This is a genomic window from Priestia sp. 179-F W1.4 NHS, assembly GCF_045369295.1.
GTDB lineage: Bacteria > Bacillota > Bacilli > Bacillales > Bacillaceae_H > Priestia > Priestia zanthoxyli.
In genome coordinates this window covers 92,539-109,838 of sequence record NZ_JBIQFF010000001.1, presented here as the reverse complement: position 1 = coordinate 109,838, position 17,300 = coordinate 92,539, and the positions used below count along the sequence as shown (strand labels likewise).

The 17,300-nt window shown below is 38.0% G+C and carries 17 protein-coding genes; 4 read left to right on the top strand and 13 right to left on the bottom strand.

Translation table 11 applies throughout. From position 1 onward, the window contains the following. Positions 1 to 89: 89 nt before the first annotated feature. The 7 genes from ACH0CI_RS00540 to sppA form a co-directional block, all read right to left on the bottom strand. Positions 90 to 1,280, bottom strand: a complete 1,191-nt coding sequence (locus ACH0CI_RS00540) for an acetate kinase (RefSeq protein WP_013059468.1) — start codon at positions 1,278 to 1,280, stop codon at positions 90 to 92. A 196-nt stretch (positions 1,281 to 1,476) separates the two neighbouring features. Continuing rightward, the gene (locus ACH0CI_RS00535; protein WP_048019688.1) at positions 1,477 to 2,469 is read right to left on the bottom strand and encodes a class I SAM-dependent methyltransferase; all 993 of its coding nucleotides are present in this window, start codon (positions 2,467 to 2,469) and stop codon (positions 1,477 to 1,479) included. Positions 2,470 to 2,616: 147 nt separating this feature from the next. After that, positions 2,617 to 3,150, bottom strand: coding sequence for a thiol peroxidase (tpx, locus tag ACH0CI_RS00530; protein ID WP_045291207.1), 534 nt, complete (start codon positions 3,148 to 3,150; stop codon positions 2,617 to 2,619). A gap of 138 nt (positions 3,151 to 3,288) precedes the next feature. Next, on the bottom strand, positions 3,289 to 3,756 hold the full coding sequence (gene ytfJ, locus ACH0CI_RS00525) for a GerW family sporulation protein (protein ID WP_028411798.1): 468 nt from the start codon (positions 3,754 to 3,756) through the stop codon (positions 3,289 to 3,291). A gap of 13 nt (positions 3,757 to 3,769) precedes the next feature. Continuing rightward, on the bottom strand, positions 3,770 to 4,468 hold the full coding sequence (locus tag ACH0CI_RS00520; protein WP_028411799.1) for a DUF2953 domain-containing protein: 699 nt from the start codon (positions 4,466 to 4,468) through the stop codon (positions 3,770 to 3,772). A gap of 235 nt (positions 4,469 to 4,703) precedes the next feature. Next, a complete protein-coding gene (locus ACH0CI_RS00515) occupies positions 4,704 to 5,207 on the bottom strand; it encodes an RDD family protein (protein WP_335707035.1) in 504 nt (167 codons plus the stop codon). Positions 5,208 to 5,217: 10 nt separating this feature from the next. After that, entirely contained in the window at positions 5,218 to 6,228 is a 1,011-nt protein-coding gene (sppA, locus tag ACH0CI_RS00510; RefSeq protein WP_406900758.1) for a signal peptide peptidase SppA, read from the bottom strand. A gap of 149 nt (positions 6,229 to 6,377) precedes the next feature. Between sppA and ACH0CI_RS00505 the strand changes: the two genes are divergently transcribed. Further along, on the top strand, positions 6,378 to 7,178 hold the full coding sequence (locus ACH0CI_RS00505) for an NAD kinase (protein ID WP_406900756.1): 801 nt from the start codon (positions 6,378 to 6,380) through the stop codon (positions 7,176 to 7,178). 23 nt (positions 7,179 to 7,201) lie between these two features. On the opposite strand, the gene ACH0CI_RS00500 is transcribed toward ACH0CI_RS00505, so the two are convergent. The 4 genes from ACH0CI_RS00500 to ACH0CI_RS00485 all read right to left on the bottom strand — a co-directional run bounded on the left by ACH0CI_RS00500 (position 7,202) and on the right by ACH0CI_RS00485 (position 11,556). Then, the gene (locus tag ACH0CI_RS00500) at positions 7,202 to 8,794 is read right to left on the bottom strand and encodes an amidohydrolase (RefSeq protein WP_406900754.1); all 1,593 of its coding nucleotides are present in this window, start codon (positions 8,792 to 8,794) and stop codon (positions 7,202 to 7,204) included. 123 nt (positions 8,795 to 8,917) lie between these two features. Then, complete coding sequence (locus ACH0CI_RS00495; protein ID WP_013059477.1) at positions 8,918 to 9,106, bottom strand: alpha/beta-type small acid-soluble spore protein; 189 nt, start codon at positions 9,104 to 9,106, stop codon at positions 8,918 to 8,920. Positions 9,107 to 9,195: 89 nt separating this feature from the next. Next, complete coding sequence (thiI, locus tag ACH0CI_RS00490) at positions 9,196 to 10,407, bottom strand: tRNA uracil 4-sulfurtransferase ThiI (RefSeq protein WP_028411805.1); 1,212 nt, start codon at positions 10,405 to 10,407, stop codon at positions 9,196 to 9,198. 6 nt (positions 10,408 to 10,413) lie between these two features. Beyond that, positions 10,414 to 11,556 carry a cysteine desulfurase family protein gene (locus ACH0CI_RS00485; RefSeq protein WP_028411806.1) on the bottom strand — a complete coding sequence of 381 codons (1,143 nt, stop codon included), beginning with the start codon at positions 11,554 to 11,556 and terminating at the stop codon, positions 10,414 to 10,416. A gap of 222 nt (positions 11,557 to 11,778) precedes the next feature. Here ACH0CI_RS00485 and brnQ point away from each other — a divergent pair, with 222 nt between their 5' ends. Continuing rightward, a complete protein-coding gene (gene brnQ, locus ACH0CI_RS00480; protein ID WP_033579604.1) occupies positions 11,779 to 13,134 on the top strand; it encodes a branched-chain amino acid transport system II carrier protein in 1,356 nt (451 codons plus the stop codon). Between the two features lie 30 nt (positions 13,135 to 13,164). On the opposite strand, the gene ezrA is transcribed toward brnQ, so the two are convergent. Then, positions 13,165 to 14,856 (bottom strand): septation ring formation regulator EzrA, encoded by a 1,692-nt coding sequence (gene ezrA / locus ACH0CI_RS00475; RefSeq protein ID WP_335707040.1) that lies wholly within the window; start codon positions 14,854 to 14,856, stop codon positions 13,165 to 13,167. Between the two features lie 213 nt (positions 14,857 to 15,069). Here ezrA and hisJ point away from each other — a divergent pair, with 213 nt between their 5' ends. Then, the gene (gene hisJ, locus ACH0CI_RS00470) at positions 15,070 to 15,864 is read left to right on the top strand and encodes a histidinol-phosphatase HisJ (protein WP_047749742.1); all 795 of its coding nucleotides are present in this window, start codon (positions 15,070 to 15,072) and stop codon (positions 15,862 to 15,864) included. On the opposite strand, the gene refZ is transcribed toward hisJ, so the two are convergent. After that, on the bottom strand, positions 15,856 to 16,503 hold the full coding sequence (refZ, locus tag ACH0CI_RS00465) for a forespore capture DNA-binding protein RefZ (RefSeq protein ID WP_013059482.1): 648 nt from the start codon (positions 16,501 to 16,503) through the stop codon (positions 15,856 to 15,858). The genes hisJ and refZ overlap by 9 nt on opposite strands. A gap of 217 nt (positions 16,504 to 16,720) precedes the next feature. On the opposite strand from refZ, the gene ACH0CI_RS00460 reads away from it, so the two are divergent. Beyond that, a complete protein-coding gene (locus ACH0CI_RS00460) occupies positions 16,721 to 17,200 on the top strand; it encodes a GAF domain-containing protein (RefSeq protein ID WP_014458011.1) in 480 nt (159 codons plus the stop codon). Positions 17,201 to 17,300: the final 100 nt, after the last annotated feature.

Sequence of the window (17,300 nt, the reverse complement as noted above, 5' to 3'; positions counted from 1 at the left end):
AAGCTGATTTCCTAACAAGGAAATCAGCTTTTCGTTAGTTTGCCTGACAATTTATGAGAATTCATGCATTGAATAGGCACTTTATGAACTTAAATATTCGCTAAACGAGTAACGTCACGTGCAATCATAACTTCTTCGTCTGTAGGAATAACCATAACTTTAACTGGAGAATGAGGGTAGCTAATAAATGCTTCTTCTCCTTGTACACTATTTAAAGCTGGATCCCAATAAACGCCCATGAACTCTAAACCACGAAGAACGCGAGCACGTACAACATCACTGTTTTCTCCAATACCTGCTGTGAAGATGATTGCATCTACACCAGACATACGAGCAGCATAAGAACCGATATATTTATGAATACGGCTAGCAAATACTTCAAGTGCTGTTTCAGCGCGTTCATTGCCTTCAGCGCTTGCTTTGATTAGATCACGTAGGTCACTAGAAATACCAGATACACCTAAAAGACCACTTTCTTTATTTAATACATTTAATACTTCGTCAGCAGTTTTTCCTGTTTTCTCCATAATAAATGGAATTAATGCAGGGTCAATGTTACCTGAGCGAGTTCCCATTGCTACACCAGCTAATGGTGTGAAGCCCATTGATGTATCAATTGACTTTCCGCCTTCAATTGCAGCGATACTTGCACCGTTACCTAAGTGACAAGAGATTAAGCGTAATTGTTCAATTGGGCGTCCAAGAAGCTCAGCTGCACGCTCAGAAACATATTTATGAGATGTGCCGTGGAAACCGTATTTACGAACGCCATACTTTTCATAGTACTCGTACGGTAAGCTGTACAAGAATGATTTTTCTGGCATTGTTTGATGGAATGCTGTATCGAAGACTGCTACAGCTGGAACATTTGGAAGAATATCTTGGAACGCTTTAATTCCCACAATGTTTGCTGGGTTGTGAAGCGGTGCTAAATCAGATAAAGCTTCAATTTCCGCTAGTGTTTCATCTGTGATTAAAACAGAGTCAGCAAATTTCTCTCCGCCGTGTACGACACGGTGACCTACACCAGTGATTTCATCGTATGATTGAATGATGTTTTGAGAAAGTAACTTTTCAACTAAAATTTTAACTGCAACAGCATGGTCAGGGATTTCTGTAATATCCGTTTGTTTTTCACCATTTACCGAGATCGTGAAAACAGCGTTATCTAAACCAATTCGTTCTACTAAACCTTTTGTTAATACCGTCTCACTTGGCATTTCAAATAATTGAAACTTAAGTGAAGAACTGCCGGCGTTGATTGCCATGATTTTTGACATAAAAAAACAGCTCCTTCTTTATTATACGTGCATCATAAACATAACGAACAGAACATAAAAGTGTAATCTCTACAATATTCTATGCATTTCGACACGATTTCTATCCTTATTCATTTAATCATTCACGACAATAGATTTCAAGAGCTATACATCATGAAAACGCTACCGGCAAATATTCATTATTTTCGAAAAAGACTTACTTTTTATTAACGCGAAACCATTGGTCCATTTGAGCCATAATATCACTCATTGCTTCTCGATTACTGAACTTCGGCAAATTCACAAGCAGCGCGTTCTCAGGTGCCGTTACCCCTTCTCCTTGCTTTTGAAGAATGATAATACTCTTAGCAGCCTGCTCTTGTTTGAACATTGAAAGCGGCAGCTGAACGATTCCTTGAACGATTGCTTCCTCTTTTAGCAGCGGCTGTAATAAATGAGACTGTTCAGATTCGAACAAGTTATTTGGAATAAGAGCTACTACGTATCCTCCGTCTTTTACATGGCGCAAGCTTTGTTCAATGAATAAGTGATGAGCATAGGTATGACCTTCTTCAGCTCTTACTTTATACTCTTTTGCCCCTTCATCGTTTGGATAATAACCAACCGGCAGGTCACAGACAACTAAATCAACAGGATCAATAAAAAGCGGCTGTAAGCTGTCTTGATTAAATAATTGAACGCCGTGCTTCTGTAAGTTTGCATTTACATATGTCAGTTGAAGTAATAAATCATCCACATCTACACCGTATACATGTTCAATTGACGCAGCGTGTGTATTTAAAATGGTTGTTAATAAGTTTCCAGCTCCTACTGCTGGATCTAAAAGCGTATACTTATCTTTTCCTTCCATGAATTTTCCAACTAAGTAGCTGACAAATAGTCCTACAGCATCAGGGGTCATTTGGTGGTTAGGCTGAACTGCTTCTTTCATCCCTTTTAAAATAGCTAGCTGATATGCTTTTCGAATCGTTTCTTTTTCAAAATGATCAAGCGTGATTGAATCGTATTCTTTTTTTAAACGTTTTTTGGTTACCTCATCTAGCTCTTCTTGCAAAATAGTTCCTTGAAACAAGTTTTCTCCCGTTTCAGCTACTGCTTCTAAATATACGCAGTTTAGTTCTTTTCTTAAAATAATAGCTGTTTGATCAATTACACCAAATAGCTTTTCCATACTAGCTAATTGACTCATATTCTGCCTCCTGTGTAATGAAATGATATCTATATAAATGAGTAAACGTCCTATTTGGAACATCATATTTTATCATAAAAGCTTCTTAAAACACAAAGAAGGCGAAAAACATTGTTTTCCGCCTTCTGCCGAACGCCATCGACAATCTTACTTAGCTGCTTTAGCTGCTTCGATTGCTGCTTCGTAGTTCGGATGCTCAGTTACTTCTGGTAAGTACTCAACATACGTTACGTTGTCATTTGAGTCTACTACAAAGATTGAACGAGCCAATAAGCGTAATTCTTGAATAGCTACACCATATGCTTCGCCGAAAGATAAGTCGCGGTGGTCAGATAATGTTTGAACATTATCAATGCCATTAGCACCACACCAGCGCTTTTGAGCAAACGGTAAATCTACGCTCACTGTTAATACTTTTACGTTATCTAATTTAGCTGCTTCTTCGTTGAAGCGGCGAGTTTGCGCATCACAAACTCCAGTATCAATAGAAGGAACTACACTGATTAGGCGAACAGAACCCTTTGTACTGTCAAGCGTTACTTCTGATAAATCATTTGCTAAAACGGTAAAGTTTGGCGCCTTGTCTCCAACCTTTACTTGATTTCCTAATAATGTTACATCGTTACCTTTAAATTTAGTCACGAATAATTCCTCCTTTAAATAAGTATGTACACTGTTCATATTAGCTTGTCTGTCTCTATATTGCAATTAAATGACATACATACTATAACGCTATATGCTAGAAAACATGCCCAATAAAAAAAGGCTTTGCTTGCTTCTTTTATCGTTCAAAGAAGCAAGCAAAGCTTTATTTTATCCCTACAAATTAAAATCATTTGCACCGTCATGATGCTGATTTTGTTGATTATGATGATCCTGCTGATGGTTATTTCGCTTGAACATTTGCTGCACGCGTTCAATTGCTTGAGGTGCTGTATCTAAAATCTTTTCATATAAATGTGTACTTTCATTAAGGTGAAGCATTTTAATTCCGCTTCCACTCACAATTAAAAAGGCAATTGGCGTAATTGATACACCGCCACCGCTACCTCCGCCAAATGGATGACCTGATTCTTGCTGATGCTGCCCTGGAGAAGATGGCGCATGCCCTTCTACTCCAAACTCGCTTCCACCCGCTGCAAAGCCAAAACCTACTTTTGAGACAGTTAAAATAACGCTGCCATCAGGTGTTTCTACGGGATCACCAATGATTGTATTAACATCAATCATTTCCTTTAAATTTTCCATAGCTGTCGACATTAAACTTTTAATTGGATGTTCTGCCATTAAGATAACCTCCTTATGTTTTCACAGAGTGTGTCTTGTTCTTATTTGACGACTTCCATCTTTTGCGACGCTTTTTGGACGTATGCCGCCAGTATCTCAAGGTCCGTAAACCTACTAGAATAGCTTGACCAACTCGAAAAGAAATTATGCACTCAAATACCGTTTCTGACCAAAGATGTTGAAATACAGGGGTAACGCTCATTACAGGCATATCTTTTAGTTTCATATAACGGCTGATTATACCAACTATGCCCCCCTTTGCAGACCATACAGCCCCGGTAAGTACGCCTGTTAACGCAGCATCACCTAAGCCGAAACGGCTGTGCCATTTAATATCCCTTACCGTCACTTTCTGTAAGAAACGACGAAAAATTTTATGAAAACCGACTACCTGTTCAAGGAATTGCTTCGCATTTTCTAACATGCTTAACCCGTCTTCTACAGAATAATCACTCCATGAATTCTCGTCTTCTTTTCCTTGATCACCCATTCCTTTCTTCTTTTCAACAAGCAAACGAGGAGAATCTTTTTTTACTTTCACTACCGGAATTTCATATGTATAGCGAATAAGACCAAACCAAGCCCTGAGTCTCACTCTGTAATAATCGTTATCTCGGACATGATGAAGCTCTACAAATAGCGTGATTTTTGTCCATACAATAAGTACAATAACAATTAAAAGTGCTAGCAATATCCATAAAAGCCATAGCACATCCTTCACTCCTTCTTAGCTTCACATTATCTCCAAAACACAGAATATTAAACCTTATGGAAACAATAAAAAGAGGTTGAGACATAACGAAATGAATCCAATCAACTTCTAGAAGAATCTAAACAAATGAAACCTGCGTTTACCATAACCCAAAAAGAAGAACCACTAATCAAAAGTCTTGATCAATGGTTCGTTTTTCAATTCGTCTAAATACTTTTGCCCCAGCCTCTTTTTATTATCTGCTTATTGTACCTTCATGTATAACGGTTGTATCTGCGTAGTAATCATGCGCTCCTTGCTTTTTAGGTAAAAAAGCAACTAACAAATAGCCAAGTAAAAAAACTGTTTTAGAAATATAACGTCCAATTCCTTCACGAAACAGCACAACAGGCCAAGTTAAAGTGGAGTCTTTCAGTGATACTACTTTAAGCCCAAACACCATCTTTCCAAGCGTTTGTCCAAAATACTTGGTCATTAAAACAAAATAACCATAAAAGATAATCACCGTCACAATCGTATAGGGAGAAAAAAATCCCTCCCCTTGAGGAATATCTGCTAAATGGAAAATGGGTTTGATCAGCAGGGAGTTCAAGCTAGCTACTACAGCTAGATCCAAAAGATATGCCCAAAAGCGCATCCAAAAGCCTGCATAATGGAATTCACTACCTATTGGAGCACTTACCGCTGGCTCATGTTTTATAGTGTCGTTTGATTCGGTTGAATGAGATTGATTTTCCATGTTCCCACCTCTATTCTGCATATAAATACATCAAGCGCGGAGAGCTTGGCTGCGCAAATGTTTTTAACATTGCGGTAACTTGTTCATCTCCACCAATTACTTTTTGCATGCTCATTGAAAGCCAAGAAGGCAGTCCGAATCCTTGATTGTATTGAATTACTTGTGCACCTTTTAACTTGTAATCTTTCTCCATTCCTTTTACCGTATCTTCAAAATAGCCTAGTTGATCGACCAGCTTCAGCTCTTTAGCCTGACGTCCATCGTACACTCGTCCATCTGCAATAGAACGCACTTTTTCTTTAGAAAGGTGACGTCCTTCAGAGATAACATTGACGAAACCATCATACGAGTTGTCTACAAGTGTTTGCATAATTTCTTTTTCTTCTCCGGTCATTTCTCTTGTTGGAGACATAATATCTTTATGAGCACCGCTTTTAATAACAACAGATTCTACTCCTAGTTTATCCGCCAGCTTGCCATAGTTAACGCTTTGCATAATTACACCTAGTGAACCTGTTAAAGTGTCAGGGATTGCATAGATTTTAGTAGCAGCTGTTGAAATGTAATAGCCTCCTGAAGCAGCCATTGATCCCATTGAAATATAAACTGGCTTTTTCGTGCCTTTCTTCAGCTCTTCAATTTTTTTATGTATTTCAGCACTTTCAACAACGCCCCCGCCCGGTGAATTCACCTTAATAATGACTCCTTTAACTGCCTTATCATTTTTTGCAGCCTCTAGCTGCTTTAAAAATGATTGGTGGTTATAACCATTTTGAGACATAAGCGAAGAGGAACCGCTTCCTGTATCTTGAATCGTTCCATTGACCTCTAGTACTGCGATTTTCTTAGCTGCATTCCCTTTTTCGATAACTGTTTCTGATAGTTCACTGTCGTCTCCTCCAAATATGCCTGCCAGACCGTCATCTTTTTCTTCTTTGACTGAAAAACCAACATTAACAATCGTAGAGAAAATGAATAAGCAGGCCGCAATCAAAAGAGCAATCCACCTTTTTTTGTTCATGAAAATCCTCCTTTTTAGGTGTCAGAATTAAAAGATTATTCTTTTAATTTTTAAAGCAATAATGCTATAATTATTGTAACAAACTTTTTTTAAAAAGTTTACTTTATCGCTAATATTTTACATATCAGACAAACAAGGGGGAACTATCTATGCCAAATCGTCGCAACGTTTATTTCTTTCATCCAAAAAATCAGGAAACAAAGGCGCTCGTAAGTCCACTTATTGAACTTGCAAAACAATATGATTTTCATGTAGTAGACCATTTCGATAGCGCTAACATCATTGTAAGTATTGGCGGTGACGGAGCTTTCTTGCAGGCTGTCCGTCAATCTGGCTTTCGAGATGACTGCTTATATGCTGGTGTCACAACTTCAGATCAGCTAAGCTTTTACTGCGATTTTCATATTGATGAAACGGATAAAATGATTGAAGCTATTACAACAGAAAATATAGAAGTACGTCGATTTCCCGTTTTACAAACTCAAATTGATCAAGGAACTTCTTTTTATTGCTTAAATGAATGTTCCATTCGATCAGGTGTTATAAAAACATTCAGTCTAGATGTTTTTATTAACGAAAATCACTTTGAAACATTCCGTGGGGATGGGATGATTATTTCAACACCAATAGGCAGTACGGCTTATAATAAATCGGTAAGTGGAGCCGTAGTTGATCCGTTAATTCCTTGTATGCAAGTCAGCGAATTGGCATCGTTAAATAATAATAACTATCGTACATTAGGATCTTCATTCATCCTAAGCGCTGAGCATACGCTCACTTTAAAAATATCCAATGACAACAACCACAATCCAATTATTGGAATAGATAACGAAGCATTAAATGCACGTCAAGTTGATCAAGTTCAAATTCGTTTAAGCGACCGTCAAATTAAAACGGTTAAGCTGAAAGATAACTCTTTCTGGCAACGAGTTAAGCGTACATTTCTATAACAAAAAGCGCCCTTGGGCGCTTTTTATTTTTGATATACAATTTCTCCATCAATAGCAGTCATCTGCACCCGTACCCCTGGAATATCATCTGCAGGTATCTCAAACAGATCTCTTTCCAATACGGTAAAATCAGCTACATAACCCTTTTGAACGTATCCTTTTTTATGCTCTTGATGAATGGCCTGCGCGCTTCCTAACGTAAACAGCTGAACAGCTTCAAATACAGTCAGTCGCTCAGAAGGTATGTAAACGACCGAGCTGTTTGGAGAAGTTTTTCTTGAAACCGCTGCATGAATCGTTAACATTGGATTGATAGGTTCAATAGGCGCATCCGATCCCCCTGCACACATAACGCCCTCGTCCAATAACGTTTTCCACGCATAGCAATAATCCAAATGCTCTTCTCCAATTTTTTCAATGACCCATGGAAAATCACTGGCTAAAAATCGAGGCTGAATATCCAATACAACAGGAAGATTTTTTACACGATTAACTAAATCTTTTCGCAAAATCTGCGCATGAATGATACGATCTCTTCGCCCTGTTTGAGGAGGGTATTGCTCGATGCTTTCTACTACATATTGAAACGCTAAATCACCAATCGCATGAATTGCAACGGTCATGTCCAATTCTCTCGCTTTCCTCACTAGCTGCTTTAATTCATCTAGTGATTGAATAGCTACACCTCTTGTAGAAGGCTCGCTTTTGTAGGGAAAGCTTAAAAGCGCAGATTGACTGCCAAGCGAACCATCAGCAAAAATCTTCATTGGTCCTATTTCGATAAAATCGGATGTGTCTTTCTTTTCTTCACAGTATGTATACATATCATCTACAGCTTCATGATGAACAAGTAAATGAGCACGAAACAGCTGCTTTTCTTTATGAATAACGTCTTGAAATGCTTGATATGTACGCAGAAAGCCTCCATAATAATTTAAATCTTCCGTATGTCCACCCGTTAATCCGTGCCGAACACAATCTTTAATGGCCACTGAAAGCGCTTGTCGAATGTATGCTTCTGATACTTGAGGAATATGAGCCGTTACTAATTCTTGCGCTTGATCAGCCAAAAAACCGGTAGGATTTCCAGCTTCATCTCTCTGGATAATACCTCCTTCCGGATCACGTGTTTCAGCTGTAATTCCGGCTATTTTAAGAGCTGTTCCGTTTACTACTAATCCGTGACGACAGACTCGCTTCAACATAATAGGATGTTCAGTTGAAAGGTGATCAAGATCTTGATACTGAATCAAAGAGGAATCTTCCCACTGATTTTCATCCCACCCTTCTCCAATTACCCATTCTCCTTTTGGCGTACTCTCTACTTTTTTCCGAACGAGCCTTAACACCTCTTCCCGAGAAGTAGCTTGAGACAAATCAAGCCTAAGAAGCTTTTCACCGTGACCAATTAAGTGAAGATGGCTATCGACAAAGCCCGGATACATTGGGTGTCCTTTGAGGTGTACTTCTTTGTCAATCTCAGCACCCCATTTGATTCTTAGCTCTTCTTCTGCGCCTATATCTTCAATGAATCCTTTTTCAACATATACGCTTTCTACATGCTCACCTTCTTTTAGCATCGTATATATTTTGCCGCCGTAAAATAAAGTCCCCATCGCCAACATCTCCTTTACTTTATAAAGCTTGATCTTGTCTCTATTATACGTGACAAAACAAACAAGACAAAAGAGTGAGGTTTCCCCCACTCTTTTTAGCCATCATTATTTAATTAATATGACTTATTTACCACCAAGTTGTTGCTCAGCCATTTGAACTAAGCGTTTAGTGATTTCTCCACCAACAGATCCGTTAGCGCGAGCTGTTGCTTCTGGTCCAAGATTTACACCGAATTCAGAAGCGATTTCGTATTTCATTTGGTCGATAGCAGCTGCTGAACCAGGAGCTACTAATTTGTTTGTGTTTGCCATGTGTTTTCACCTCCTTGTTGAATATAGATTGTGTCAAAACACATGGCTTCATACATGATCTCTTTTGGTAATTTTATGAAATTTTACTTTTAAAACAAATCTTCGACGTTCTCTGCCGTATTTGTAGCCGAAGAAGCAGTCATTTCAAGCGTTTCTACATTATTTACCGCTTCTTGAATTAATGTTTCAAAATCATAAAATTGTTCGTATCGATTGATTTTTTCACGCTTTGGCTTCGTTTTAGGTGAGCTTGGCGTAAAAATGGTACAGCAGTCTTCATACGGACGATTCGAAATTTCATGCGTATCAATCTTACGGGCAATTTCAACAATCTCCGTTTTATCCATTGTCACAAGCGGACGCAAAATTGGCGTATTCGTCACTTCATTAATCGCATACATGCTCTCAACAGTTTGGCTAGCTACTTGCCCTAAGCTGTCTCCAGTTACGATAGCTAACGATTCATTTTTTTCACGAATGAGGTCCGTAATTCGAAGCATCATACGACGTGTAGAAGTCATCGTATAATTCTCTGGAATTTGTTTTTGAATCGCTTGCTGCACAGCTGTAAACGGTACAATGTGCAGCTTTACTTTTTCGTGATAAGCCGTTAATTTTTGCGTTAAATCAATTACTTTTTGCTTAGAACGTTCACTTGTAAAAGGCGGACTATAAAAATGAACCGCTTCTATTTCTAAACCGCGCTTCATAGCTAAGTATCCTGCAACCGGGCTGTCGATTCCTCCAGAAAGCATGAGCATCGCTTTTCCACTCGTACCAACTGGAAGACCCCCTGCTCCGCGATAATCAAAACATGTAATATACGTTGCTTCACTTCTCACTTCTACTCGTACATTTACGCTTGGCTCTTTTACATTTACTTGTAGATGCTCTGTATTTCGTAGAATATGACTTCCTACTGCATAATTTAATTCGTTTGTATCAAGAGGAAATTGTTTGTACGCTCTTCGAGTAGATACTTTGAACGTTTTTCCTTCTATATCAAATTCTTTCATTGCTTCTAGCGCTGCTTCTTGAATGGCTTCAAGTTCATTTTCAACTTTTAATGCTAAACTAAAACTTTGAATACCAAAGATTTGCTGAAGACGCTCAATGATAGGCTCGTGATTTTCACCATTTAAGTGAATATACATGCGGTCTCTTGTGTATTTTACGTGAATGTTTTGGAATGCACTAAGAGCCGTTACAATATTTTTTCTTAGCTGCGCAACAAATTTTTTTCTATTTTGTCCTTTAGTGGAAATTTCTCCGTATCGAATTAAAATATGGTTATATATCATAGTTATTTACCTCATTACTTTCTTTAGATCTTCAATTACTGTGAAAATAGCATTTATAATGGGCGTTACTTCATTATAGTCATTTAATCCTGACAAGCTCAAACGAATGGACTGATCGGCTTCTTCGTAATTTTTACCGATAGCTAAAAGCGTTTTACTTGGCTTTTTTCGTTTTGATGAGCAGGCAGATGTAGTTGATACAAACACTCCTTTTTCTTCAAGAGCGTGAACAAAAACCTCACCTTTAATACCTTGCGCTGTAAAATTTATAATATGGGGAGCTGAATGCTCATTCGGCGTATTAATCGTGATTCTTTCGTGAGCAGAAAGTTTGTCCATCAGTTCTGCTTTTATTTTCTGCATTTTTTGCTGATTCTGAGCTGCATGTTCAAGTGTTAAACGAAGTGCTTTGGCAAATGCTACGATTCCCGGAACATTTTCCGTGCCTGATCGATGCTGCATTTCCTGAGAGCCTCCGCTAAGCAACGGATGAAGCTGAACTCCATTTCGTTTATATAAAATCCCCGTTCCTTTTAAGCCGTGAATTTTGTGTCCTGATAATGTGCATAAATCAATTTTATGATTTGCTAAAGAAAGCGGAACTTTTCCAATCCCCTGCACATGATCGACATGAAAAAGCACCTTCGAATAGTTCGTGAGCATCTGTCCAATTTCTTCAATTGGCTGAATGGTGCCAATTTCATTATTTACATGCATAACGGATACTAAAATGGTTTCATCCGTAATAGCTGATTCAATAGCCGCAGGTGAAACAAATCCATTTGAATCTACCGGAACATACGTCACATGAAACCCTAGTGCTTCTAACTGCTTAAATGGTTCATGAACAGAATCATGTTCAATATTTGTCGTAATAATATGCTGACCTCGGCTTTTATATTGCATCGCTACGCCTTTAATAGCTAAATTATTCCCTTCCGTTCCTCCTGATGTAAAGATAATTTCATTTGACGATACGTGCAGCAATTCTGCTACTTGCTCACGTGAACGGCTCAACAAATTCTCCGCCTGTACGCCAAATTGATGGAGGGACGATGGATTGCCATAATAAGTTGTAGCTACTTTGGTAAAAGATTTTATGACTTCATTATAGGGTTTTGTTGTAGCGCTATTATCTAAATAAATCAAGGATGCGCGCCCCCTTCTTCATTTTTTCGGAACAACGTATTATCATACCACACCTTGGTATTTTTTTAAATTAGGCGTTCCTTTTATTATTAATAAACTATTTAGATTTTTTCAAAAAAACCTATATATGATTCCATAAATGTGGTAGTATGTATCACGTACTTTTAGTTTTTAAAAAGTCAGAAAATTTAATCATCAACATAAGAAACACTAGGAGGCATTATGAAAACCAAAGCACTCACTAACAAAGAAATACTTGCCATCGGTCTTATGCTGTTTGCTCTCTTTTTCGGAGCGGGAAATATGATTTTCCCTCCTTTGCTCGGACAGCAAGCCGGAACACACACTTGGAGTTCCATTATCGGTTTTCTCATTACAGGTGTAGGACTTCCGCTTATGGGAATAATCGCTGTTTCTAAAAGTAATGGAAACTTTACCGAAGTAGCTAAAAAAGTTCACCCTATTTTCGGGATTTCTTTTACTATATTGCTTTACTTAGCAATTGGCCCTTTTTTTGGTATACCCAGAACGGATACGGTAGCGTTTGAAATCGGTGTGACCCCATTTTTATCAGAAAATGCGGTTGCAAGCAAGATTCCTTTAATGGTCTATACCGTTATTTTCTTTGGCCTAACACTTTATTTATCATTGAATCCAACTAAAATTGTTGATCGTATAGGAAAAATTCTAACTCCTTTACTGCTCGCAGTATTAGCTCTTTTAGCTATCAAAAGTTTAATGACACCTATGGGTTCTTTTCAAGAACCTCACGCCAAATATATAGCCTCTCCATTTACGGGCGGCTTTATTGATGGATATTTGACAATGGATACAATTGCAGCTCTCGTATTTGGCATCGTTGTTATCAACAGTATTAAGGAAAAAGGCGTAACGGACGAACGAACACTCGCTTCGGTATGTATCAAAGCCGGGTTGATTGCTGCTGCTGGGTTAGCTATCGTTTATCTTTCTCTCGCGTATGTCGGCGCTTCAAGCGTAGAAGCAATTGGTATGAAAGAAAATGGAGGAGCTATTTTAACAGCTGTAGCTACAACATTATTCGGTTCGTTTGGCACCATTATTTTAGGACTTGCTATTACATTTGCTTGTCTAACGACAGCCATCGGATTAACTTCTGCTTGCGCACGATTTTTCACGCAGCTGGTGCCAAGCATGTCATATAAAACATTTGTTGTCATTTTAATGCTGTTTAGTGCTGTTATTTCAAATGTAGGGCTTACTCAATTAATTTCTATTTCCATACCTATTTTGACCTTTGTATACCCTATTGCCATTACGCTAATTGCTTTATCATTAATTGAAAGAGCCATTTCGTTCGGTCGAGAAGTATATGTGACAGCCGTAATCATTAGCTCGATTCTGAGCATTTTTGACGGGTTAAAAGCAGCAGGAATTATCTTAACAAGCATAGACGATTTTTTCAAAAACTATTTGCCCCTTTATAGCCAAGGCCTTGGCTGGCTTATTCCAACAGTTGCTGCTGCCTTCATAGGCTATATTATTAGCATTGCAAGAGGTACACATCACACGGATAGTATACAAAGAAAAGCATCATAAAAAAGCTCGTGTCCAAAGGACACGAGCTTTTTAACTCTGTGAAGATACAATACGCTGTATACGATCAAGCGCACCAGGGTCTACTTGCTCAATAGCTGCAGATGCCTGTTTTAACGCTTCTTTGTATTCATAATGACGAAATGCTTCTTCTGCTTCTTCTAAAGACTGTGCAATCGAGTGATGAGTACTTCTATAACGGTTCCCGTATTGAATCACTCTTTCAACGAGTCGCGCTTCCTCTAACATCGCCTCTGTTTCATCAAATGTATCTTGAACAAAACCAACAGCATCTTCAAGTAAAGATTGAACAGCTTGAATATTAAGCGGTTTTTCTTTCAGCTTAGCGGTTACTTCATTTAAGATATGAACCGTTTTTTCAAGCTGCACTTTATATTCTTCAGGAACACCGGGAAGGTTGCTTTTTTGAATAAGGCGTCGTGCTTCAATCAACTGAGCTTTCAGTTCTTCTATTTTGTCCTTAGCTGAGAGCTCATCTTTGCGAAGAGCTTGTAGCATATCGCTATAGGATTCCTGAGATTCTTTTAATTGATTAAGCTGTTTGGAAACGTCTTCGAGTTCTTCTTGGATCACACTGTAGGCTAAATTGTGCTCCGCTACCTTGTCCGAAATATTATAGTACAAGTTAGTTAATCGTTTTAGTTCGCGATCCATTTTGTAATATACGTCTAAATCGCGCTCTTTAAAATGATAGCTCTGCTGTACAAATAGCGTTTCTTCACGAAGTTCACGGTTTCGTTCTTGAAGCATACGAAGGAAGTTAGATACCGTATGAGATTCACGGTTCATTTTATGATAGGAGAAAACCTCATGCTCAAGTGAGTCATATAACTGCTCTAAGCGTTCGTTAACATCATCTAGTTTTGTAATCGCTTCTTCCACATATAATTCTTCAATATCTGCAATAATTTCAGCAGTTTCTTGTTTTAAAAGCTCTACCGTTTCTTCTACTTGCAGATGTTCTAACACATATCCCTGCTCACTCATTTCGCGGAACCCGTCAAGCAGCTCATTGAATTGAACAGGAAGAGTGGTCTGACACTCAACTAACACTTTCGGAATTTGTTCTAAATACGAATCAATAGCTGTTAAATCAGTTTTTAATTGAAGAACAATCTCACGTGCTTGAAGATAGTTTCCGTTAATCGTCTCTTCCTCGTATTTTTTAAACTGCTCTTTAGATGTATTAATTGCGTATTCTAACGTTTTTTCAGCATTTCCATAGGAATACCGATGTGCGAGCAATTTTTTCTTCACATGGCGGTGAAGCTGATTTAATTCCTCAATATCATATCGATTATCTTGTTCGCTACCAATTAAATTTTGAAGTTCAGTAAGTATGTTTTCAATATCTATCTTGGTTTGTTCTAAGGCTTGATCAATATGTATAGATAACTGCTTCGCTTTTTTAAATCGGTATTTATCTGCTGCTTCTTCCGTTTCAAACAGTTCTTTATCAATTTTGGGGAGATTAGTTGATATAATTTCATCCCACTGCTCACGCCAACGTTCAAATAGCTCTTCAGTTTGACCTGTCATGTTCAATTCTTTTACTTTTGAAATTTCCTCTGCAACTGGCGTATTTGCTAATTCGACTTTGATCGTTTCCAGGCGATCAATTTCTTGATAAATCTTTTTACGTGAAAACATTCCGTACACAACTAATCCGATAATGAGTATGATTAGTGCTATAATGAATTCCATACTAAGCCCCCTTACAGTGCGTTCTACATGACAAGTTTCTTATTTATAAAAAGGGTGAATTTAATCCTTTAAATTTTTTTGCGTCAATGTTTTTATGATACCATGTAAAGCCCAACTTTTGAGCAAAAAATTAAATTTTTTTATACAAAATATTGGCATGGAGTCACTTTGTGTCGTTACAATGGAAAAAGAAGAAAAAAGGAGGCATTTTTTATGAAAGTTGACAAACATATTCATACTCCATTTTGCCCACACGGTTCGCCTGATTCATTGCAACAATATGTTGAACAGGCGATTTCCCTGAACTTTGGCGAGATTTCGTTTACAGAGCATGCTCCGTTACCAAAAAGCTTCATTGATCCGACGCCTGATCGAGACAGCGGAATGGCTCCTGACAAACTTGATCGCTACATCCAAAACGTACAGCAAGTAAAAAAAGAATTTGAGCGCGATATTCGTATTAATATCGGATTGGAAGTTGACTTTATTGAAGGATTTGAACACGAAACAACAGAGTTCTTAAACGAATATGGTCCTTATCTTGATGACAGCATCCTTTCGGTTCACTTCTTAAAATATGAAGAAGAATATGACTGCCTAGATTTTAGCGCTGACGTATTTGCACATATTGTACAGAAATTCGGCAGCGTAAGCAAAGTATATGATAAGTATTACAACACGGTATTACGCTCTGTACAGGCCAATTTAGGCGTTTATAAACCTAAGCGCATTGGTCATATGACACTCGTACATAAATTTCAAACTCGCTTTCCATATGAAGACACACTTTCCCCTATTATTTTATCAATACTCGATGAAATAAAAATGAAAGATCTGGCGTTGGATTATAATGGTGCAGGGTTGTTTAAACCTTTGTGCAAGGAAGCGTATCCAGCTCCCTTTGTCGTAAAGGCAGCCCAACAGAAAAAAATCCCTCTCGTATATGGGTCAGACGCCCACTGTGCGAAGGATTTAGGCCAAGGCTATGGAGAGCTCCATTTAGGATAATTGAACGCGCAGTTTGTTTGTCCGTTCATATGGCAAACATACCGTTGTGTGCACCCATTGCTCAAGCTCAATCGCATATTGCTGAACAAAATACGGTTCGTGAGGCAATATATGAAGAACTTCACTTAGATACTGAGGATGAAGATAAGGCATAGAGAGCATGCCCTTAAGCTCAATGATTGTAAAGGAAACGTGCAGCTTTCGAAACTCCTTTTCTTTCATCCCTCTTTCAAGGATTGTTTTTAAGTAGTATTTTTCCTTGGTTAAATACGTAGTCATAACTTCTCGAATTAAAATCGTGTCAAGAGAGATTTCTCTATATACAAGCCGGGCAATATGCCTGTTTTCGTGCTGGTAATGTAAGATAGCTCGAATCATTACGATCATACTTTCTGTTGAAGACAGCTTTTTCATTTCTTGAAATGCTTGCTCCAGCACCCCAATATAACCTTCAAAATAAGAAATCACTAAACTTTCAAGTAATCCTTCTTTGCTATGAAAATAATATGAAATATTCGCTACGTTCACTTTCGCTTTTCCTGCAATCTCCCGCACCGACGTACCATCAAAACCTTTTACGTTAAAAAGAGAAACAGCCGCATCAATAATTTTCTCTTTCGTTTTTGACTGTACAGCCATCTATCTACACCTCATTTCGATTTATTTTTACAAAACACATATGATTGCAAAATTGTGTAGAAATCGTTACAGTATTTAAAAAGGATTTTAGTAGCCTCTCTACATAATTCGTGATAGGCTTTTTAGTTCCTGTAATCTTTTATCGACAAAGTAGCGTTAAAACTGACGTTTCCTGATAAAAATTCATTAAATCTTATGTTGAATGGAGGAGAATACATTGTTTAATGTCGAAAACTACAGCGGCTCAAAACAAAAAGATTATGAATTAGTAATTAAGCAATTACGCGCCTTATTAGAAGGAGAAAGCAATACGATTGCTAATCTAGCAAATGCTTCAGCTTTGCTAAATCAATTTTTAAATGAAGTAAACTGGGTAGGTTTTTATTTAATGGAAGACGGGGAGTTAGTGCTTGGACCTTTCCAGGGACTGCCGGCTTGCGTTCGTATTCCACTTGGAAAAGGCGTATGCGGTACAGCAGCTCAAAATCAAAAAACAGAGCGAATTGAAGATGTTCACGCCTTCCCTGGCCACATTGCATGTGATGCCGCTTCTCAATCTGAAATCGTTGTACCAATTGTAAAAGACGGTCAGCTTTTAGGTGTTCTTGATATTGACAGTCCAATCAAAAATCGCTTTGATGAAATCGATCAACAGTATCTTGAAGAATTCGTCAAAGAACTCACTTCTTTTCTTTAAATATGAATAAGCAAAAAAAACCGCTGCAAATCAGCGGTTTTTGCTTATTAAACAAACGTTTGATTAGCCATCACCACCGTTTTCTTACGTTCTTTCTTCT

Bases quoted from the DNA above. Each gene is read 5' to 3' on its own strand.
- ACH0CI_RS00540 (WP_013059468.1), bottom strand. From the start codon at position 1,280: ATGTCAAAAATCATGGCAATCAACGCCGGCAGTTCTTCACTTAAGTTT.
- ACH0CI_RS00535 (WP_048019688.1), bottom strand. From the start codon at position 2,469: ATGAGTCAATTAGCTAGTATGGAAAAGCTATTTGGTGTAATTGATCAA.
- tpx (WP_045291207.1), bottom strand. From the start codon at position 3,150: ATGAACAGTGTACATACTTATTTAAAGGAGGAATTATTCGTGACTAAA.
- ytfJ (WP_028411798.1), bottom strand. From the start codon at position 3,756: ATGGCAGAACATCCAATTAAAAGTTTAATGTCGACAGCTATGGAAAAT.
- ACH0CI_RS00515 (WP_335707035.1), bottom strand. From the start codon at position 5,207: ATGGAAAATCAATCTCATTCAACCGAATCAAACGACACTATAAAACAT.
- sppA (WP_406900758.1), bottom strand. From the start codon at position 6,228: ATGAACAAAAAAAGGTGGATTGCTCTTTTGATTGCGGCCTGCTTATTC.
- ACH0CI_RS00505 (WP_406900756.1), top strand. From the start codon at position 6,378: ATGCCAAATCGTCGCAACGTTTATTTCTTTCATCCAAAAAATCAGGAA.
- ACH0CI_RS00500 (WP_406900754.1), bottom strand. From the start codon at position 8,794: ATGGGGACTTTATTTTACGGCGGCAAAATATATACGATGCTAAAAGAA.
- ACH0CI_RS00495 (WP_013059477.1), bottom strand. From the start codon at position 9,106: ATGGCAAACACAAACAAATTAGTAGCTCCTGGTTCAGCAGCTGCTATC.
- thiI (WP_028411805.1), bottom strand. From the start codon at position 10,407: ATGATATATAACCATATTTTAATTCGATACGGAGAAATTTCCACTAAA.
- brnQ (WP_033579604.1), top strand. From the start codon at position 11,779: ATGAAAACCAAAGCACTCACTAACAAAGAAATACTTGCCATCGGTCTT.
- ezrA (WP_335707040.1), bottom strand. From the start codon at position 14,856: ATGGAATTCATTATAGCACTAATCATACTCATTATCGGATTAGTTGTG.
- hisJ (WP_047749742.1), top strand. From the start codon at position 15,070: ATGAAAGTTGACAAACATATTCATACTCCATTTTGCCCACACGGTTCG.
- refZ (WP_013059482.1), bottom strand. From the start codon at position 16,503: ATGGCTGTACAGTCAAAAACGAAAGAGAAAATTATTGATGCGGCTGTT.